At 69.9% G+C, this 19,985-nt stretch carries 16 protein-coding genes and 1 tRNA gene; 7 read left to right on the forward strand and 10 right to left on the reverse strand.

All coding sequences use genetic code 11. The features are described 5' to 3' along the window. Positions 1-11: 11 nt before the first annotated feature. Both ppdK and ACE3PU_RS11490 read left to right on the forward strand, forming a co-directional pair. On the forward strand, positions 12-2,690 hold the full coding sequence (ppdK, locus tag ACE3PU_RS11485) for a pyruvate, phosphate dikinase (RefSeq protein ID WP_374389849.1): 2,679 nt from the start codon (positions 12-14) through the stop codon (positions 2,688-2,690). Between the two features lie 228 nt (positions 2,691-2,918). Then, positions 2,919-3,443 (forward strand): porin family protein, encoded by a 525-nt coding sequence (locus tag ACE3PU_RS11490; protein ID WP_374389851.1) that lies wholly within the window; start codon positions 2,919-2,921, stop codon positions 3,441-3,443. A 70-nt stretch (positions 3,444-3,513) separates the two neighbouring features. Here the strand turns inward: ACE3PU_RS11490 and ACE3PU_RS11495 are convergent, their stop codons facing one another. The 3 genes from ACE3PU_RS11495 to ACE3PU_RS11505 all read right to left on the reverse strand — a co-directional run bounded on the left by ACE3PU_RS11495 (position 3,514) and on the right by ACE3PU_RS11505 (position 7,292). Continuing rightward, positions 3,514-3,774, reverse strand: coding sequence for a hypothetical protein (locus tag ACE3PU_RS11495; protein ID WP_374389853.1), 261 nt, complete (start codon positions 3,772-3,774; stop codon positions 3,514-3,516). Between the two features lie 158 nt (positions 3,775-3,932). Next, on the reverse strand, positions 3,933-5,084 hold the full coding sequence (locus tag ACE3PU_RS11500; RefSeq protein ID WP_374389855.1) for a beta-ketoacyl-ACP synthase III: 1,152 nt from the start codon (positions 5,082-5,084) through the stop codon (positions 3,933-3,935). A 153-nt stretch (positions 5,085-5,237) separates the two neighbouring features. Next, positions 5,238-7,292 carry a capsular polysaccharide biosynthesis protein gene (locus ACE3PU_RS11505; protein WP_374389857.1) on the reverse strand — a complete coding sequence of 685 codons (2,055 nt, stop codon included), beginning with the start codon at positions 7,290-7,292 and terminating at the stop codon, positions 5,238-5,240. A gap of 125 nt (positions 7,293-7,417) precedes the next feature. Between ACE3PU_RS11505 and tgt the strand changes: the two genes are divergently transcribed. Continuing rightward, positions 7,418-8,533 carry a tRNA guanosine(34) transglycosylase Tgt gene (gene tgt, locus ACE3PU_RS11510; protein ID WP_374389859.1) on the forward strand — a complete coding sequence of 372 codons (1,116 nt, stop codon included), beginning with the start codon at positions 7,418-7,420 and terminating at the stop codon, positions 8,531-8,533. A 40-nt stretch (positions 8,534-8,573) separates the two neighbouring features. Here tgt and ACE3PU_RS11515 read toward each other — a convergent pair whose 3' ends face one another. From ACE3PU_RS11515 to ACE3PU_RS11530, 4 genes are all read right to left on the reverse strand, one after another. Continuing rightward, positions 8,574-9,116, reverse strand: a complete 543-nt coding sequence (locus tag ACE3PU_RS11515) for a hypothetical protein (RefSeq protein WP_374389861.1) — start codon at positions 9,114-9,116, stop codon at positions 8,574-8,576. A 39-nt stretch (positions 9,117-9,155) separates the two neighbouring features. Then, the gene (locus ACE3PU_RS11520; protein WP_374389863.1) at positions 9,156-9,485 is read right to left on the reverse strand and encodes a hypothetical protein; all 330 of its coding nucleotides are present in this window, start codon (positions 9,483-9,485) and stop codon (positions 9,156-9,158) included. Positions 9,486-9,553: 68 nt separating this feature from the next. After that, positions 9,554-10,420: an ROK family protein gene (locus ACE3PU_RS11525; protein ID WP_374389865.1), complete on the reverse strand. Its 867-nt coding sequence runs from the start codon at positions 10,418-10,420 to the stop codon at positions 9,554-9,556. Positions 10,421-10,442: 22 nt separating this feature from the next. Then, positions 10,443-10,519 (reverse strand) — tRNA-Lys (locus tag ACE3PU_RS11530). 96 nt (positions 10,520-10,615) lie between these two features. Here ACE3PU_RS11530 and ACE3PU_RS11535 point away from each other — a divergent pair. The 4 genes from ACE3PU_RS11535 (at position 10,616) to ACE3PU_RS11550 (ending at position 18,161) form a co-directional block, all read left to right on the forward strand. After that, a complete protein-coding gene (locus tag ACE3PU_RS11535; RefSeq protein ID WP_374389867.1) occupies positions 10,616-11,698 on the forward strand; it encodes a CaiB/BaiF CoA transferase family protein in 1,083 nt (360 codons plus the stop codon). A gap of 75 nt (positions 11,699-11,773) precedes the next feature. After that, a complete protein-coding gene (locus tag ACE3PU_RS11540; protein WP_374389869.1) occupies positions 11,774-12,034 on the forward strand; it encodes a hypothetical protein in 261 nt (86 codons plus the stop codon). 80 nt (positions 12,035-12,114) lie between these two features. Next, positions 12,115-13,941 carry an autotransporter assembly complex family protein gene (locus ACE3PU_RS11545; RefSeq protein ID WP_374389871.1) on the forward strand — a complete coding sequence of 609 codons (1,827 nt, stop codon included), beginning with the start codon at positions 12,115-12,117 and terminating at the stop codon, positions 13,939-13,941. Beyond that, the gene (locus tag ACE3PU_RS11550; protein ID WP_374389873.1) at positions 13,938-18,161 is read left to right on the forward strand and encodes a translocation/assembly module TamB domain-containing protein; all 4,224 of its coding nucleotides are present in this window, start codon (positions 13,938-13,940) and stop codon (positions 18,159-18,161) included. Before ACE3PU_RS11545 ends, ACE3PU_RS11550 begins: the two co-directional genes overlap by 4 nt. On the opposite strand, the gene arsC is transcribed toward ACE3PU_RS11550, so the two are convergent. The 3 genes from arsC to ACE3PU_RS11565 are packed head-to-tail and all read right to left on the reverse strand — an operon-like array spanning position 18,158 to position 19,979. Next, positions 18,158-18,556 carry an arsenate reductase (glutaredoxin) gene (gene arsC, locus ACE3PU_RS11555; protein WP_374389875.1) on the reverse strand — a complete coding sequence of 133 codons (399 nt, stop codon included), beginning with the start codon at positions 18,554-18,556 and terminating at the stop codon, positions 18,158-18,160. The genes ACE3PU_RS11550 and arsC overlap by 4 nt on opposite strands. Continuing rightward, the gene (gene arsB, locus ACE3PU_RS11560) at positions 18,553-19,629 is read right to left on the reverse strand and encodes an ACR3 family arsenite efflux transporter (protein ID WP_374389877.1); all 1,077 of its coding nucleotides are present in this window, start codon (positions 19,627-19,629) and stop codon (positions 18,553-18,555) included. Before arsB ends, arsC begins: the two co-directional genes overlap by 4 nt. Then, positions 19,626-19,979: an ArsR/SmtB family transcription factor gene (locus ACE3PU_RS11565; protein ID WP_374389879.1), complete on the reverse strand. Its 354-nt coding sequence runs from the start codon at positions 19,977-19,979 to the stop codon at positions 19,626-19,628. Before ACE3PU_RS11565 ends, arsB begins: the two co-directional genes overlap by 4 nt. Between the last annotated feature and the right edge of the window lie 6 nt (positions 19,980-19,985).

The following is a 19,985-nucleotide window of genomic DNA, read 5'->3' on the forward strand; positions in this document are numbered from 1 at the left end:
AGGGATAGATGATGACTCAGTGGGTCTACGGCTTCGGCGGGGGTTCCGCCGACGGCGACGCGTCGATGAAGAACCTTCTCGGCGGCAAGGGCGCCAACCTCGCCGAGATGTCCTCGCTCGGCCTGCCCGTTCCCCCAGGCTTCACCATCACCACCGAGGTCTGCACCCACTATTACGCCAATGGCGAGACCTATCCTGGCGACCTGGAGGCCCAGGTCCAGGCGGCCCTGGAGAAGGTCGAAGGCGTGGTCGGCAAGACGTTCGGCGACGTGGACAATCCGCTGCTGGTGTCGGTCCGCTCGGGCGCGCGGGCCTCGATGCCGGGCATGATGGACACGGTGCTGAACCTGGGTCTGAACGACCGGACGGTGGAAGGGCTGGCGAAACTGTCGGGCGACCGCCGCTTCGCCTTCGACAGCTATCGCCGCTTCATCACCATGTATTCGAACGTGGTGCTGGGCCTCAGCCACGACGATTTCGAAGAGGTGCTGGACCAGCACAAGGATCGGCTGGGCGTCACCGTCGACACCGACCTGAGCGCCGCCGACTGGGAAAAGGTCGTCGCCGACTACAAGGCCGTGGTCGAGCGTGAACTGGGCCACCCCTTTCCCCAGGAACCGAAGGACCAGCTGTGGGGCGCGGTCGGCGCGGTGTTCGAAAGCTGGATGAACGACCGGGCGAAGTTCTATCGCCGCATGCACGACATCCCCGAAAGCTGGGGGACGGCCGTCAACGTCCAGTCGATGGTGTTCGGCAACATGGGCGAGACCTCGGCGACGGGCGTGGCCTTCACCCGCAACCCCTCGACCGGCGAGGCGCGCCTGTACGGCGAGTTCCTGATCAACGCCCAGGGCGAGGATGTCGTCGCCGGCATCCGCACGCCGCAAAGCCTGACCAAGGTCGGCCGCGAGGAGATGGGCGAGACCGCCCCCTCGATGGAAGAGGCCATGCCCGAGGTGTTCGCCCAGTTCGTCGATGTCGTCGGCAAGCTGGAAAGCCACTACCGCGACATGCAGGACATCGAGTTCACGGTCGAACAGGGCCGGCTGTGGATGCTGCAGACCCGCAACGGCAAGCGCACGGCCAAGTCGGCGCTGAAGGTCGCCGTCGATCTGGCCGCCGAGGGCGTGATCTCTGAGGAAGAGGCGATCAGCCGGGTCGAGCCGTCGGCTCTGGACCAGCTGCTGCACCCGACGCTGGACCCCGATGCGGCCCGCACCGTGGTCGCCGCCGGCCTGCCGGCCTCGCCCGGCGCGGCGACCGGCAAGATCGTCTTCGACGCCGACGAGGCCGAGCGCCTGTCGGGCCTGGGCGAGGCGGTCATCCTGGTGCGCGAGGAAACGTCGCCTGAGGACATCCACGGCATGCACGCCGCCCGCGGCATCGTCACGGCGCGCGGGGGCATGACCAGCCACGCCGCCGTCGTGGCGCGCGGCATGGGGCGGGCCTGCGTCTCCGGCGCCGGCGAAATCCATATCGACGAGGCCAAGGGCGTCTTCACCGCGCGCGGCCGCACCTTCAAGGCCGGCGAGATCATCACCATCGACGGGTCGAAGGGCGAAGTGCTGGACGGCGCCGTGCCGATGATCGAGCCCGAGCTGACCGGCGACTTCCAGACGCTGATGGCCTGGGCCGACAAGGTGCGCCGCCTGAAGGTGCGCGCCAACGCCGAGACCCCGCTGGACGCCAAGACCGCGCGCGGCTTCGGCGCCGAGGGCATCGGCCTGTGCCGGACCGAGCACATGTTCTTCGACGACACCCGGATCGCCGCCGTGCGCGAGATGATCCTGGCCGACGACGAAAAAGGCCGCCGCACGGCCCTGGCCAAGATCGCGCCGTTCCAGAAGTCGGACTTCGTCGAACTGTTCGACATCATGGCCGGCCTGCCGGTCACGGTGCGCCTGCTGGACCCGCCGCTGCACGAGTTCATTCCCCATACCGAGGAAGACATCGACGCCCTGGCCGCCTCGTCCGGCATCGACGCCGACAAGCTGAAGCGGCGCGCCAAGGAACTGCACGAGACCAATCCCATGCTGGGCCACCGCGGCTGCCGCCTGGGCGTGGCCTATCCCGAGATCTACGAGATGCAGGTGCGGGCCGTGCTGGAGGCCGCGCTGGAGGTGAAGAAGACCTCCGGCCAGGCGCCGATCCCCGAGATCATGCACCCCCTGGTCGCCATGGGCCCGGAGATGAAGTATCTGCGCGAGCTGACCGACCGCACCGCTCAGGCCGTGTTCGCGGACGCCGGCGACAGCGTCGAATACCTGGTCGGCACCATGATCGAACTGCCGCGCGCCGCCATCCGGGCGGGCGATCTGGCCGACCACGCCCAGTTCTTCAGCTTCGGCACCAACGACCTGACCCAGACGACCTTCGGCATCAGCCGCGACGACTCCGGGCGGTTCCTGCAGGCCTATCTGGACAAGGGCATCTTCGAGACCGACCCCTTCGTGCGTCTGGACCAGGACGGCGTCGGCGGGCTGATCGAAATCGCGGCGGAGCGGGGCCGCGCCGTGCGGCCCGAGGTCAAGTTGGGCATCTGCGGCGAACACGGCGGAGACCCGTCGTCGATCGCCTTCTGCGAGAAGGCGGGGCTGGATTACGTCTCCTGCTCGCCCTACCGCGTGCCCATCGCCCGGCTGGCCGCCGCGCAGGCCGCGCTGAATGTGGAGCGCGAAAAGGATCGCTGATCCTTCGCTTCTTCAGAGTCGAAAGGGCGGCTTCCCCGGAAGCCGCCCTTTTTCGTTTCAGTCACAATCCTGCCCGCCTTAGCAGAACGGCGTGTGTGGCCTGAACCGCACAGGCATTCGTCGCGAGAGCATGACTATGGAACAGATCAGCTCACGACCTATTTAAGCACTCGCTGGATGGGGCTGATGATCCAAACGGTCATCACATCTAGGAGTTAATAAGAAACAATGCGTAACATTCTTCTCGCTGCTGTCGCCGTTTCCGCCATCGCCGCACCGGCGTTCGCCCAAACCGTAGATAGCGAGCCTCGTGGCTATGGCTCGCTTGGCTATACTTATCTTGATGACGCCTATACCGGCGCCGTGACCGGCCGCCTGGGGGTGAATCTGAACCGCTACCTCGCCGTCGAGACCGAAGCCTCGGTCGGGGTGAAGGACAAGGACTACAGCTTCGCCGGCGCGGACGGCACGCTGAAGCATGAATGGGACGCCGCCGGTTATGTCGTCGGCAAATACCCCGTCGGCGACCGCATGGAGGTCTTCGCGCGCGGCGGCTACGGCCACACCGAGCTGAAGAACGAGATCGCGGGCCAGACCACCGACGTCGGCGGCGATCACTGGAGCTATGGCGCCGGCGCCACCTACAATCTGGACGGCGCGAACGGCGTCCGCGCCGACTGGACGCGCCGCGACTTCGAGGGCGACAGCAACGAGCTGGACAGCTACTCGCTCAGCTACGTCCGCCGCTTCTGATCCAGACGCGGTCCCGAATATGAGAAGGGCGCGCTCCGCGAGGAGCGCGCCCTTTCTTCATGCGGCGCCGTCAGACCGCAGCGTCGGCCAGGGCCCAGCGCTGCGAACCTTCTCCGAACGGCCGGAAGAACAGGTCGCGGTAGTGTTCGAACACCTCGACGATCTTCTGGCGCAGGTCGGAAGGAACCACCGGTTCCCCACGCTGCCGCTTCATCGCGGCGACGCAGTCGACAATCATGGTCTGGTGGGCGGAACCGCCCATGCTCTTAAGGACGAGGGCGATGTCCTGCGCCAGGCTGTCCAGCACATGCCTCGGGGTCTTCTGGGTCATTCGGGAACTCCCCATCGTTCTCGATATGAAACGCCTCGCAAAATCCCGCCCGAAGTTCAAGCGGAGCAGCGATTTTGTGATCGTGATCACAAATCACGTTGATACTCCGCTACGATTTAGCCTTTGCGACAGGTTAACGACGATCGTCGGACATCCGCTCAGCCGCGCTTCCTGACGAACACAGTGCCCGCCGAGTAACCCGCCCCGAAGCTGCAGATCAGGCCCGTGTCGCCCGGGGCGAATCCGTCGTTGTGCAGGTGGAAGGCGATGATCGATCCGGCCGACGAGGTGTTGGCGTAGTCGTCCAGGATGATGACGTTCTCTTCCGGCGACGGTTCGCGGCCCAGCACCTTCCTGCCGATCAGCGAGTTCATGTTGATGTTGGCCTGGTGCAGCCACAGCCGCTTCAGCCCCTGCGGCTCCAGCCCCAGCTCGCCGGCGTGGTCCACGATCATGTCCGACACCATCGGCACGACATCCTTGAACACCTTGCGGCCCTGCTGGACGAACAGCTTGTCGTTCTGGACCGTGTCGTCGGCCGCCGGCGTATCCAGGTGCGCGGTGTCCCGTCCCGGGCGGTTCAGGAAGCCGAAGTTGTTGCGGATGTTGTTGGAGAAAACCGTCTTCAGCCGCGTGCCCAGCACGTCCCAGCCGCCTGCGCCCGCGGTCTCCGACGACTCGACGATGACCGCCGTCGCCACGTCGCCGAAGATGAAGTGGCTGTCGCGATCGGTGAAGTTCAGGTGCGCCGAACAGATCTCGGGATTGACCATCAGCACCGCCTTGACCGATCCGCCGGCGATGAAGTCCGCCGCCGTCTTGATGCCGAAGGTGGCCGAGGAGCAGGCCACGTTCATGTCGAAGGCGAAGCCCTCGATCCCCAGCGCCTGCTGCACCTCGATGGCCATGGCCGGATAGGGGCGCTGCATATTGGACGCGGCGCAAAGCACGGCGCCGATCTCCGAGACCGGCTTGCCCCACGCCTCGATCGCCTGACGCGCGGCCTTGACCGCCATCTCGGCCAGGATCGACAGCTCGTCGTTCGACCGTTCGGCCAGGTTCGGCGTCATGCGCGCCGGGTCGATGATCCCGGCCTTGTCCAGGACGTAGCGGCTCTTGATGCCCGACGCCTTCTCGATGAACTCGACCGAGGAATGGGTCTTGGGCTCCAGTTCGCCAGCGGCGATTGCCTCGGCGTGTTCGGCGTTCCAGCCGTCGGCCCAGGCGTTGTAGGCCGTGACCAGTTCGGCGTTCGAGACCGACTGTTCGGGGGTGAAAAGGCCGGTGGCGGCGATGACGGCGTGAGGCACGGTCTTGTTTTCCTATCGCTCGGCGCGCGGCGCTTCGCTGCTTGAGGACTTTTCCTATCGCTCGGCGCGCGGCGCCTCGCTGCTTGAGGAAGCGGCTTCCTGTCGCGCGGCGCGCGGCGCCCGCGTCAGAAGTGCGTTTCCTATTTGAACGCGTCAATAGGACGGCGGCGGCGTCCGGTCGAGACTGGCCATCACGCCGGTGGCCCAGCGCCGCAACCTTCCGCGCGGCGCCGGCGGCGCGGGCCGGTCGCGCGCGGCGATCAGCGCATCGACCAGATCCTCGGCCTCGCAAGGCCAGCCTTCGGGCGTGACATAGACCGGATAGGCGATCAGCGCGGCGTGGATCAGGTCCTCGACGGTCGCCCGCCGCGAGCGCCGTTCGAACCCCAGCCGGTCGTCCGTCAGGCCCCAGCCCGCATAGAAGGGCCGCCCATAGACCGACACGGCCTTGCCCCGCATCAGGGCCTCGAACCCGGTCAGGGACGTCAGGGTGGCCACCCGCGTAGAGGCCGCCAGGCAGTCGATGATGTCGAGGCCGTCCGCCGTCGCGTCCACTTCCCGCAAGGCGCCGGCCTCCAGCCGCCCCGGCCGGTTGCCCGCCAGCACGTCGGGATGGTTGCGATAGACCAGGAAAGCGCCCGGATGGTCCGCCCGCGCCGCCGCGACCAGGGCCGAGTTGGTGTTCAGGTCCGGCGCGCAGCCCTTCAGGATCGACTTGTCGTTCTCGACCTGGCCGACCACCAGCACCACCTCGCGGTCGGTCGGCCAGCCCTCGGGCGCCCGGCCTTGCAGATTGTATTTCGACAGCCCCGCCCCGACCACGCTGCGCCCCAGCGCCGCCGCCCGCGCCCGCTGCGCCGGGCTGAGATCGGTCGTCTCGATCAGCGTCTCCAGTTGCGACGGCCGGCTGGGGTCGTAGTAGACGCCCTGGTCGTCCAGGGCGACGGACAAGGCGCCCACGAAGTCCGAGCCCAGCCCCCGCGAGCGGATGAAGCCGTCCTCCATCCGGACCGTCGGCCCGTCGAAGGCGTCGGCGGCCTGGCGGATCGCCGCGCTTTCCTTGCCGGCCCACCAGATCAGCCGCCCGCCGGTGCGCCGCGCGTGCGCCGCCGCCGCCTTGGCCCGCCAGAAATACCGCATCCGCGCCTTGGGCGAGTTCAGCAGACGCCGCACCGGCGGCCGCTTGGCCGGCGCGAAGCCGACCGCCGCCCAGTCGCCCGCCAGCCGGTCCGCCCGGTCCCGAAGCGCAATAAGCCGCTCCAGAGCCTGTTCCGCCTCGCAGCGGCGCCCCGTCACGGGATCGACATAGCGGCTGTAGGCGATCAGGGCCGCCGCCCCGACCGTCTCAAGCTTCCGCGCCACGCCGCGCCGCCCGGTGTCGACCGCATCCGTCGTCAGGCCCCACCCCGAATAAAAGGGCGCGCCGAAGCACCGCACCGGCAGCCCGCGCATCAGGGCTTCGAACCCCAGCGCCGAGGTCACGCAATAGACCGCGTCCACCGCCGCCAGCAGGTCCGCCGGCCGCACGTCGGCGTCGATCAGCGTGACGCCGTCCAGGTCCGTGATGCAGCCCTGCTTCTTCCCCGCCGCCACGGCCGGATGCCGTTTGACGATCAGCTGCGCGTCCGGCTCGTCCCGCCGCGCGGCCCGCATCATCTCGGCGAAGCTCTCGGTCGAGGCCAGGCCATAGCCGATCGAGGCGTCCCCCAGCGTCTGATCGACGATCAGCACGCGCCGCCCGGGCTTGAGCCGCGCCTTGTCCAGCGGCCCGCCCATGTTGGTCTTTGAAACGCCGGTCTCGACGATGCGGTCGATCAGCCCCCGCGCCCGCGCCCGCACGCCTGCGTCGCACCAGGTCTCGGCCTCGATGATCAGCCGCTCCAGCCGGCTGGGCCGCGTGGCGTCGTAATAGACGCCCAGGTCGTCGACGATCAGGCTGAGGCTGGACGCACCCGCCTCGCCGATCCCGACCGAGCGCAGGAAGCCGTCTTCCAGCGCCACATAGGGCCGTCCCGTCTTCGCCGCCCAGCGCCGCCCCGCCGCCGCCGTCGGCTTCATGCCCCAGCCCAGCACGGCCTTCACATCCCCGCCCGGCGTCCGGCGCAGGTCGTATTCGGGCAGGAAGGCCTTCAGGAACGGGACCTTCAGCACCCCCGGCGCGCAGACCCAGGCAGGCGTCAGATACGGATTGGCGGCGTCCTGCGGCAAGGCGTGTCCCGATCGGCGAAGCGCCGACCTTTAGGGCGGTTACGCGCGAGGGGCTAGGGTCCAGGGCGTGACACGACGGCCGTAATCGGTCATGTCCCCCGCTCGCTTTTTTCGAGGCTCGCCCGATGCCCTTCCCGTTCGAGATCGCCGCCGTCGAGGGCCGCGCCCGCACCGGCGTGCTGAAGACCCCGCGCGGCGACATCCGCACCCCCGCCTTCATGCCGGTGGGCACCGCCGCCACGGTCAAGGCCCTGACGGTCGATCAGGTCAAGGCGACCGGCGCCGACATCCTGCTGGGCAACACCTATCACCTGATGCTGCGCCCCGGGCCGGAGCGGATGGAGCGGCTGGGCGGTCTTCACAAGTTCATGGGCTGGGACAAGCCGATCCTGACCGACTCGGGCGGCTTCCAGGTCATGTCCCTGGCCGGCATCTCCAAGATCAACGAACACGCCGTCACCTTCTCCAGCCACATCGACGGCTCCAAGCACGAGCTGACGCCCGAACGCTCGATCGAGATCCAGGCCGACCGCATCGGCGCCGACATCTCAATGCAGCTGGACCAGTGCGTCGCCTATCCGGCCGAGAAGGACGCGGCGCGCAAGGCCATGGAGCTGTCGATCCGCTGGGGCGCGCGGTCCAAGGCGCGGTTCGGCCAGCGCGAGACCCAGGCCCTGTTCGGCATTCAGCAGGGCTCCACCTTCGAGGACCTGCGCCGCCAGTCGTCGGAACAGCTGCGGGAGATCGGCTTCGACGGCTACGCCATCGGCGGCCTGGCCGTCGGCGAAGGCCACCAGGCGATGTGCGAGGTGCTGGACTATGCGCCCGAGATGCTGCCGGCCGATCGCCCCCGCTACCTGATGGGCGTCGGCAAGCCGGTCGATCTGGTCGAGGCCGTCTGGCGCGGCGTCGACATGTTTGACTGCGTCTTGCCCACTCGCGCCGGGCGTCACGGCCAGGCCTGGACCTGGGACGGTCCGCTGAATCTGAAGAACGCCCGCTTCGCCGAGGATCAGGACCCGCTGGATCCCGCCATCCCCTGCCCGGCGTCCTCAGGCTATTCGAAGGCCTATCTGCACCACCTGATCCGGGCCGACGAAATCCTCGGCAAGGTGCTGCTCAGCTGGCACAACATCGCCTTCTACCAGGCCCTGACCGCCGCCATGCGCGCGGCGATCGCCGAGGGCCGGTTCGAGCAGTTCCGCCGCGACTTCCACGCCCGTCACACGTCCAACGGCTGAGGCCTTGGTCGCCTCTTCGTGGAGCGCGGGACGCCGCGTCCTACTTCGGCCGGAACCAGCTCGGCGCGGCGGGCGGGGCGCAGTTCCGCTGGATGCCGATGCCTTTTAGAAAAGCGCGGCGCATCCGACCGGCCTGGATGGTCGACTGGACTTCCCGACTGTGCTGCTCGGCCCCGCTCAGCCGGCGGATCCAGCTACGGCCGGGTATGAAGTCGGTGGTCGCGTCGCGGATCGCATCCAGCGCCGCCTTGGCCGCGGCGTCGGCGGCGCGCTCGCTCAGATAGGCGCCGTTCTGGCGCGGGGGTTCGTCGGTTTCGGGACCCAGCGCCTCGTCCAGCCGGGCCACCTCGGCGGCGATGGTCGTGCACTGGTTCAGGTTGCGCAGGTCGTAGGGGTTGGCCTTGGCCTGCAGCAGCACGATCGGGATCGGCGACTGGCGCAGGTTGAAGTCCTCGAGCGGCGCGGCTACGGCGGCGCCGAGGCCGGCGCCGACCTGTTCGACGCCGCCGACAGCCGAGCGTCCGGCGTTGCAGCCGGCCAGGGCCAGCGGCAGCGCCAGGCCCAGAAGGATCGCGTGTCTCATGCGGACCTTAGATCACGCCCGGCGGGGGCTCGAAAGGGCTCAGTTCCGACCGCGCACGATGTCGCGGTTGGCCTTGACGGTCTTGGGGCCCTGGCCGCTACGGGCCTCGGTCCGGATCGGGCGGTTGGCGTGGGCGCCGCCCTGTTGCAGGCCGTCGTCGCCCAGGGCTTCGCCCTCGTCGGCGTAGTCGCCCATCTCGCCCGCCGCGGGCGCGGCCAGGCTGGCGTCGCGGTAGTCGGGGGCGGCGTAGCTGCGCGCCTCGGGCCGCACGGCGTCGTTCTCCTCGACGCCCTTGTCGTTGGGCGCGCGCGGGTCCGTCGCGGCGTTCTGCGCCGTGGCCTTGGAGGCGGTGACATTCTGGTGGGGCATGAGGCTCTCCCTTCTGCTCGTGCAAAAGGCCAACCCGCCCGGCGCCGCCCTTGTTCCGTACGGCTCCGTCAGTCCAGCAGCCGGCGGGCCATCAACAGCGCGCCCTCCAGCCCCGCGTGCTCCAGCGCCGCGGGAACCACATAGCCGCCCTCGCCCATCACCACCGCCGAGCCGTAGCCGGCCACCGCCGCGCGCGCCTGCGCCTCCACCTCGGCCAGCAGGCCGGGCGTGGACATCACGCCGCCGCCGAACACGACCCGGTCCGGCGCCCAGGCGAACACCAGGCCCGCAACCAGCTGGCCCAGATAGTCGGCCACGACAGCGCGCACCTCCGGGGCATCCTCCAGCCGCCGCCCGTTCAGTCGCGCCTGGACCGCCGGTCCCGCCGCCAGTCCCTCGACGCAGTCGGCGTGGAAGGGGCAGGCGCTCTGCTGGGCGTCGCCCGGCGCCCGGCGCACGAACAGATGGCCGATCTCCGGATGCAGCGCGCCCTTCAGCGTGCGCCCTTCCACGCTCAGTCCGCCGCCGATCCCAGTGCCGACGGTGACATAGGCCGCCGCCCGCGTGCCGCGTCCCGCACCCAGGGCCGCTTCGGCCATCGCCGCGGCGTTGACGTCGGTGTCCACCGCATAAGGCGCCGCCAGCCGTTCGCCGAGCGCGCGAGCCAGGTTGAAGCCGGCCCACCCAGGCTTGGGCGTCGGCAGCATCCGCCCATAGTCGGGAGACTGGGGATCAACGACGACCGGCCCGAAACTGGCCACGCCCAGGGCCGCCACGGCGCGCCCGTCTGCGGCGGCGACCAGGGCCTCGACCGCGTCATCGGGCCGGCCGGTGGCGAACCGCCCCTCGCCCAGGACGGCGCCGGCGGCGTCCGCCACGCGCCAGACGATCTTGGTGCCGCCCGTCTCGACCGCAAGGAAGACGGGCTGGCTCATGCGGGCTCCGATGAAGGGGAGATGGTACGTCCTCTCGGGCTCGAACCGAGGACCCTCTGATTAAAAGTCAGATGCTCTAACCAACTGAGCTAAGGACGCACCGCACGCCGTCCGGGGCTGACCCAAGACGTCGAAGGGCGCCTTCTGTTGCAATCCGCTCTTCCGGTCAAGGCCATGGGTCGATAGTCAATCAGGATGCAACCCCTGGCCGGCATCCGCATCCTCGAATTCGACGGCCTCGGGCCGGTCACCTTCGCCGGCATGATGCTGGCGGATTTAGGGGCGGAAGTCCTGCGCCTGACCCGCTCGGCCTCCGCCGGCGCGGCCGTGTTCGACGAGGTCGGCGGCGCGGTTCTGCACCGGGCGCGTTCCGCCGTGCCGGTCGACCTGAAGTCGTCGGCCGACCGCGACCGCGTGCTGGCGCTGGCCGCCGGCGCGGACGCCGTGATCGAAGGCTTCCGGCCCGGGGTCATGGAGCGGCTGGGCTATGGTCCCGAGGCGCTGCAGGCCGCCAATCCGAGGTTGGTCTTCGGCCGCGTCACCGGCTGGGGGCAGGACGGCCCGCTGGCGGATCAGGTCGGCCATGACCTGAACTACATCGGCCTCAGCGGCGTGCTGCACGCCATGGGGTCGGCGGATCGCCCGCCGACGCCGCCCCTGAATCTGGTCGGGGACTATGGCGGCGGCGCGATGCTGCTGGTCGTCGGCGTGCTGGCGGCCCTGGTCGAGGCCCGGACCACCGGGCGCGGCCGCGTCGTGGACGCCGCCATGACCGACGGCGCGGCGCTTTTGGGCGGCCTTTTCCACGCCCTGCGCGGCCAAGGGCTTTGGAGCGACCGGCGGGGCGTCAACCTGCTGGACGGCGGCGCGCCCTTCTATCGCTGCTACGCCTGCCGGGACGGCGGCTTCGTCGCCGTGGCCGCGCTGGAGCCGCGGTTCTACGCCGCCCTGCTGGCCGGTCTGGCGCTGGACCCGGCCGAGGCGCCTCAGCACGACGTTGCGGCCTGGCCTGCGCTGGCGGCCCGGTTCGAGGCGCTGTTCCTTGAGCGAGATCGCGATGACTGGGCGTCGCGTTTCGCCGGGACCGAGGCCTGCGTCACGCCGGTGCTCAGCCTGACCGAGGCGGCGCTTCATCCGCACAACCGGGCGCGCGGGACGTTCCACGACGGCTTGCCGGCCCCCGCGCCCCGCTTCGACGGCGCCCGCCCCGTCCCGCCCGACGCGGGCGTCGGCCTGTCCCTGGACGAGGCCGTGGCGCAATGGTCCGTGCCGGGATGACCGCACTGCGGTTCGGCGCTATGGAACAGCGACGCCGCCAAAGCGTTGCAAGGCGCAAAGCCGGGGAATTTTCTGATGCTACGTACAACTCTCGTTCTGGCCGCGCTGGGCGCGTTGTCCCTGGCGGGCTGTGACGACTATCGCCAGGAGCCCCGCGACGACTATGACGCGGCCCAGCCGGTCGAGGTCGCGCCCCCTGTCGAGGAGGACGCCGCCGTCGTCACGCCCGAGGTGCAGGATCCCGCCCCGACGCCGCCGCCCGTCGACAGCCTGCCGCCCGAGGAACGCTCGTCCGAAGAGACGGTCCAGCCAGAGAGCGAGACGCTCTTCTATTGATCGCCATTCGGGCGTCACACGGGCGTGGGAGGTCGCGGCGTCCCGCACGTCGCGTTCCGCGCATTGACCAAGGTCTCAGCTTGAGTTTTCGGCCCGTTCTTCTTCTCGCCGCCCTCGCCGCCTCCGCCGTGGCCCAGGGCGCCGAGGCCGCGCCCCGCGCCCAGATCCGGGGCGACATGGACGCCGAGCTGCGCGCCATGCTGGAACGGGCCGTGGGCGAAGTCGACGACGCGCCCGAAAGCCGGTTCGAGGCCCGCCGCAACGCGCGCTCCGCCGCCGAGGCCGCCGAAGCCCTGCTGCGTTCGGAAGGCTATTATCAGCCGGTCCTGGAAGACCTGGTCGAGGGCGACGACTCGCCCGTCGCCATCGTCTCGGTTCAACCCGGTCGCCGCTTCCTGCTGACCGAGCCGGCCGTGCGCTGGACCGAGCCGGCGCCCGACGCCCGGTCCGCCGAAGACGCCCGCGCCGCCATCGGCCTGGAGGCCGGCGATCCGGGTCGGGCGGTCGAGGTCATCGCCGGCGAGGGTCGACTGGTCGCCGCCCTCACCCGTGTCGGTTACGCCGACGCCCGCGCCGAGCCGCGCCGGGTGGTTGTCGATCACGCCGCCTTCACCGTCGCGCCGGAGTACCGCATCGCCTCGGGCGCGCTGGTGCGGCTGGACGGGCTGAGCGTGCAGAGGCGGACCCGGACCAACCCCGCCTGGCTGAACGGCCTGAGGCCCTGGGAAGAAGGCGCGGTCTATGATCCGGAGCTGGTGGCCGAGCTGGAGCGCCGGCTGCTGGAGACCGGCGTCTATGACGGCGTCAGCGTCGCCCTGTCGCCGCAGGACCAGACGAACGCGGGCGGCCTGCGCCCGATCGTGGTCACGCTGACCGACCGGCCGCGGTGGGTGCAGGAAGCGGGGATCACCATCTCGACGGCCCAGGCGACGGTGACGGCGGGACGCGCCGATTCGGCGACGGGCGGCTCGGCCATCGAAGGCCTGTGGACCTATTACAACCGCTACGGACGCGCCGACACACTGGCGTTCCAGGCGCGACTGGCCGAGGTCTACAGCCGTCTCGGCGCGGATCTGAAGCTGCCTCACTGGCGTCGGCCGGGCCAGACGCTGTCCCTGGGCGCCGCCGTGGTGAACGAGAACACCGACGCCTACCGCCGGTTCGCCGGCGTCCTGTACGCCGATGCGCGCCAACGGCTCGGCAAGTCTTCATGGTATAGCTATGGGCTGGGCCTGGACGTCGGCCACTATGACGAACGGCGCTACGATCCGCTGACCCAGGCGCCGATCAGCCTGAACCGCGACCTGGCCATCGTGACGGGGCGCGGCGGCTTCTACATGGACCGGTCCAACGACCCTCTGGACCCGACCACCGGGTATCGGCTGACCGCATCGGTCCAGCCCACGGCCGTCGCGGGCGAGGACACCGTCCTGTTCCTGAGGACCGAGGGCCAGGTGACCGCCTATCTGCCGGTCGAGGACAACGCCCGCACCGTGCTGGCCGGCCGGTTGAAGATCGGCAGCATCGTCGGCGGCGAAGAACTGACCGTACCGTCTGACCGCCTTTTCTACGCCGGCGGCGGCGGTTCGGTGCGCGGCTACGAATATCAGGGCGTCAGCCCCCGCCTGCCCGACAACACCCCGCGCGGCGGCCTGAGCCTTTTCGAAACCTCGCTGGAGGTGCGCCGGGATCTGTTCGGCGACTTTCAGGCCGTGGCCTTTGTCGACGCCGGGGCCGTGGGCTTTCAGGAGACGCCGAACCTGAGCAACATGCGCTACGGGGCCGGGTTCGGCGTGCGCTACAAGCTGCCGTTCGGCCCAATCCGCGCCGACATCGCCCTGCCGCTGAACAAGCAGGACGGCGACGCGGACTTCCAGATCTACATCAGCATCGGCCAGGCGTTTTGACCGACACCCCCCCGCCCGAGCCCGAGGTCGTCGAAACGCCGAAAGAGGCGAAGAAGCGCCGCACGCGCCTGCAACTGGCGGGGCTGGTGCTGGGCTGCGTCCTGGGCGGTCTGGTGCTTCTGGTCGCCGCCGCCCTGTTCGGCGGCCGGCTGTACATCGTCTCGGACGCAGGGCGGGAACTGGTCACCGGCTTCGTGCAGGGTCAGAAGATCAGCCGCTATGGCCGCATCAACGTCTATGGGCTGAAGGGCGATCTGTTCGACGACTTCACCCTGGAACGCGTCACCGTCACGGACCGGGACGGCGTCTGGCTGGACGCCCGCAACGTGCGCGTCGACTGGTCCTACTGGCCGCTGCTGACGCGCCGCTTCCACGCCACCGACATCAGCGCCGACGTCATCCGCCTGGTGCGCCAGCCCATCATCGACCCGCCCACCGGCGAGCCGCCCAGCCCGCAGCCGATCTCCATCGACATCGACCGCTTCTCGGCCAACGTCGAACTGATGGAGGACTTCTCCAAGGAGTACGGCCGCTGGACGCTGTCCGGCGACGCCGACATTCCGCGCCGTGGCGTCAAGCACGCCAGCCTGAACGCCGACAGCCTGAACCGGCCCGGCGACTTCCTGCGGCTGGCGGCGTCGTTCGGCGGCAAGCTTGAGGACACGCGGCTGAACCTGCGCGCCAACGAGGCCCAGGGCGGGCCGCTGGCGGGGGCGCTGGGCTATTCGCCGGATCAGCCCTTCACCGCGGTCGCCGTGCTGAACGCCGACGTCATCCATGCCGTGGTCCGCACCGGCCAGTTCACGCCGCTGACCGTCGATGGCCGCTTCGGCAAGCAGGGTTCGCGCGTTTCCGGCTATTTCGACTTCAGCGGTTCGGACCTGCTGGCTCCGTTCGTCGAGCGCGTGGGCCGCACCGCTCGCTTCGGCTTCGCCGCCGTGCCCGACGCCGACGATGAAGGCTTCCAGGGCGTGGGCTGGAAACTGGTCTCCGACAACGTCACCTCCGAAGCGCAAGGCCTGATCCGCCTGTCGGACCGCAGTTCGCCGCAGGGCGTGCGTCTGGAAATCGCGACGCCGTCGCTCAGCCGCCTGCTGGGCTCAGACGTCGCCGGGCCGGCCGCCTATTCCGGGCTGTTCAAGGGCGACGCCCAGACCTGGACGCTGGCGGGCCAGGCCAGCCTGCTGAACGCCAATCTGGCCAGCTACCGCGCCACCCGCATCGCCGGGCCGGTCAACGTCCAGGTTCGCGACGGCCGCATCGATGTGGACGCCGACGTCAGCGCCGTGGGCGGCGCGGCCGAAGGCATCATCGGCGGCCTGCTGGGCGCGACGCCGCGCGTCCGGATGGAGGCCGCGCGAATGAAGGACGGCGCCATCCTGCTGGAGAAGATCGACGCTCGCGGCCAAGGGCTGACGCTGACCGGCTCGGGATCGCGCAATCTGCTGGGCGGCCTGGGCTTTCGAGGCGACGCGCGCCTGACTGACGCCTCACGTGTCCTGCCGCAGGCCAAGGGCGCCTTCGGCGGCGCGATCCGCGCGTCTTCCGCCCGCTCCGGCGCGCCCTGGGTGATCAGCTTCGACGGCCGGGGACGCGCGCTGACAACAGGCATGTCCGAACTGGACCGCCTGCTGGGCCGCACGCCGCGTCTGCAGCTTGCCGGCCGTTTCAACGAAGGCCGCATCGAGGTCGATCGCGGCGAGTTGACCGGCGCGAACGGACGCGCCGGCGCCAAGGGCCTGATCGAGACGGCGGGCCGTCTTCGGCTGGCGCTGGACTGGAACGCGCAGGGTCCGTTCGCGGCTGGCCCTGTCGAGATCGGCGGCGACATGAATGGCCGCGGCGCCCTGACCGGCACCCTGGCCCAGCCCCGCGTCGACCTGACCGCCGGCTTCCAGCGCGTCACGGCCGGCGCCCTGACGCTGACCGACGCCGACCTGATCCTGAGCTTCCGCAAGGGCGCGGACGCCTCCGACGGTCGGATCACCGTGACCAGCGGCTCCAACTACGGCCCGGCGCGGGCGCAGGGGAATTTCTTCCTGGGCGGAGACCGCATCCGACTGTCGGATGTGGACCTCAACGCCGGCGGGGTGACGGCGCAGGGCGCGATCGCCCTGTCGGACAACATCCCCTCCAGCGCCGACCTGAGCTTCACCGCCCGCGCCGGCGCCTTCCTGGCGTCGGGCGAGGCCAACGGCCGAATCCGCCTGACCGAGGGCGGCGGATCCGACAGCGCCATCGTCGACGTGAGCGGCCGCAACGTCCGGCTGGCGGGCCAGAGCTTCGTCGTCCGCACCCTGGACCTGGACGGTCGCGGCACGCTGGGCAACCTGCCCTTCACCCTGGCCCTGGACGTCGGCGGCGGCACGCCCGTGCAGTTCAACGGCTCGGGCGTCTATGCCCGACGCGGCGACGCCCAGACGCTGACGCTGCGCGGCGGCGGCCGCGTGCGCGAGGTGGCCTTCACGACGCGCAATCCAGCGACCGTCACTCTAGCCGGCCCCAACCGCACGGCGCGCATCGACCTGGGCGTCGGCGGCGGCGTGCTGACGGCCGATCTGCGCCAGGACGCCTCCACGGCGGCGATCCAGGCCGAGTTGACCAGCGTGGACCTGGGCTCCATCTCGCCGGACCTGCGCGGCCGCGCCACCGGCCGTCTGTCGTTGCGCGGCGCCGGCGACGACCTGTCGGGTGCGGCCAACGTCACCCTTCAGGGCCTGCGCAGCATCGACGCCCCACGCGGCCTGTCGGTCGATGGTCGGGTGGACGCCACCCTGGCCGGCGACAGCCTGACGATCCGCGCCAGCGCCGTGGACGACGGCGCCGTACGCGCCTCGGCCAATGTCGTCCTGCCGGTGGAAACCTCAGCCGCGCCGCTGCGCCTGGCCATCGCCCGGACCCGCGCGATGTCCGGCCAGGTCGCGATTGACGGTCAGATCCAGCCTATCTGGGACCTGTTCCTGGGCGGCGAGCGCAGCCTGGCGGGCCAGGTCGACGGCCAGGCCACCCTGGCCGGCACCCTGAACGCGCCGCGCATCAACGGCCGGTTCGACCTGACGCAGGGCAGCTATCGCGAGAACGCGGTCGGGCTGGTGCTGGGCGACCTGACGCTGCGGACCGCCTTCGACGACACCACCGCGGTCATCGAGGCCTTTTCGGCCAACGACGGCGCCGGCGGCACGGTCACGGGCCAGGGCCGTATCGGCCTGAGGCAGGGGTCCGGCTCCACCGCCCAGCTGACGCTTCAGCGCTTCCGCGTCATCGACAACGACTTGGCCGAGGCCCGCGCCTCTGGCCCCATCACCATCGTCCGCGGCCAGGACGGCAACATCCTGCTGGGCGGCCGGATCAACGTCGACGAGGCCCGCATCGAGCCCGAGGTGCCCGGCGCCACCGGCATCGTCTCGATGGACGTGGTCGAGATCAACCGACCCGGCGGCGACCCGGTCGAGACCGAGCAGCGCGCCCGCGGCCCGCAGATCGGAATGGACATCGCCCTGCGCTCCACCGGCGGCAAGGCTCGCGTCACGGGACGCGGTCTGAACGTGATCCTGGACGTCAACGCCCGCGTGCGCGGCACCGTCGCCCAGCCCCAGCTGACGGGCACGGCCAACGTCGTCCGCGGCGACTATGAGTTCGCCGGCAAGCGCTTCGTCTTCGACGAGGACGGCCGCGTGACCCTGTCGACCGACCCCGCCCAGATTCGCCTGAACCTGTCGGCGGTGCGCGAGGACCCGGCGCTGACGGCTTCCATCGACGTGACCGGCACGGCGGCCGAACCGCGCATCGCCCTGACCTCCACTCCGTCCCTGCCGCAGGACGAAATACTGTCCCAGGTGCTGTTCGGCCGCTCGGCCTCGCAGCTGTCGGCGTTCGAGGCGGCCCAGCTGGCGGCCGGGGTCGCGGCGCTGGCGGGCGGCGGCGGCTTCGACGTGATCGGCAATCTGCGGGAACTGGCCGGACTGGACCGACTGTCCTTCGGCGGCGAGGCCAGCGCGCTGACGGTCGCGGGCGGCCGCTACATCACCGACGACATCTATCTGGAAGTCATCGGCGGCGGCGAAGGCGGAGCGGCGGTCAAGGTCGAGTACCAGCCGCGTCGCAACCTTGCCATCAGCTCCCAGGTCGGCGGCCAGGGCGACACCAGCCTGTCGATCCGCTGGCGCCGCGAAAGCCGCGAGGCCGGCGCCCGCCGCGACCGCCGGCCGAACCGGAACTAGAGTTTCACGACCTCGCCGTCTTCCTTGGTGAAGACGGCGGGCGGATTGTCCAGCAAAGGCAGGACCGCCTCCGACGGGCGACACAGACGAACGCCCTTCGGCGTCTCGACGATGGGGCGGTTGACCAGGATCGGATGCGCCAGCATGGCCGCGATAAGCGTTACGTCATCGACGTCGGGCGCCGTCAGGCCCAGTTCCTCGGCCGGGGTTCCCTTTACGCGAAGCAGGCCCTTGAGCCCCTCCCCCGATTGGTCCGCCAGACGTTCCAGGGTCGCGCGCTCCCAGCCGGTCTTCAGATATTCGACCACGACCGGCTCTTCGCCGCCCTGACGGATCATCTCCAGGACGTTGCGCGAGGTGCCGCATTTCGGATTGTGCCAGATGGTGATGGTCATGGATGGCTCCTGCCTGCGGAAGATTGGCGGGCGGCGACGCGCCGAACGGCCGGTCCGGCTTCGTACCAGCCCTTGGACCGGTTCACGATCCACACGACCGACAGCATGACGGGCACCTCGATCAGGACGCCGACCACCGTCGCCAGCGCCGCGCCCGACCCGAGGCCGAACAGGCTGATCGCGGCCGCGACGGCCAGTTCGAAGAAGTTTGACGCCCCGATGAGGGCCGAGGGCCCCGCCACGCAGTGCGCCTCGCCGCTGATCCGGTTCAGGCCATAGGCGAGGCCCGCGTTCAGATAGACCTGGATCAGGATGGGCACGGCCAGCAGGGCGATGACCAGCGGCTGTTCGATGATCTGTTCGCCCTGGAATCCGAACAGCAGCAACAGGGTCGCCAGAAGCGCGACGATGGACACCGGCCCCAGCCAGGCCAGCGCCTTCTCCAGGCCCGCCTCGCCGTTTCTGGCCAGCAGGACCCTGCGCAGACCCTGGGCGACCGCCACGGGGATCAGGATGTACAGCGCCACGGACAGAAGCAGCGTCGCCCACGGCACGGTGATCGCCGCCAAGCCGAGCAGCAGACCGACGATCGGCGCGAAGGCGATCACCATGATCGCATCGTTCAGCGCCACCTGGCTGAGGGTGAAATGCGGCTCGCCGTCCGTCAGCCGGCTCCAGACGAAGACCATGGCGGTGCACGGCGCCGTCGCCAGGATGATCAGGCCAGCGATATAGCTTTCGATCTGCGTCTCGGGCAGCAGGGGCCGGAACAGCCAGCCGATGAACAGCCACCCGAGCAGCGCCATCGAGAAAGGCTTGACCGCCCAGTTGACGAACAGGGTCGCGCCGATCCCCCGCCAATGGCGGGCCACGCCGCCCAGGGCCGCGAAATCGATCCGCAGCAGCATCGGAATGATCATCAGCCAGATCAGCACCGCGACGGGCAGGTTGACGTTGGCGACCTCAAGCGCCGCCACGGCCTCGAAGGCCTGAGGCGCGGCCCAACCCAGACCGACCCCGACGACGATGCACAACGCCACCCAGAGCGTCAGCCAGCGCTCGAAAACGTTCATGCTCGTCCCCCTTCGGCACAGCAGGCGCGCTGGACGACCTCGGCTAGCGGCGCGCAGATTTCCGCGCGCCCGCCGCAGCAGTCCTCGACCAGGAAGGCCAGCAACTCGCGCGTCCGGTCATAGTCGGCGGCGTAATAGATCGCGCGACTGTCGCGCCGCGACGTCAGCAGGCCCGCGCGGCTTAGAACCGCCAGATGGCTGGACGTCGTATTGGCTGGCGCGGCGATCGCCTCGGCGATATCTCCGGACCGGACCCCTTCGGGCCCCGCCTGAACCAGCAGGCGAAAGATCGCCAGCCGCGCGGGCGAGGCCAGCGCCGAAAAGGCGCCTATGGCTTGTATCGATTCCATATTTCT

It is taken from the genome of Brevundimonas sp., from assembly GCF_041911375.1.
GTDB lineage: Bacteria > Pseudomonadota > Alphaproteobacteria > Caulobacterales > Caulobacteraceae > Brevundimonas.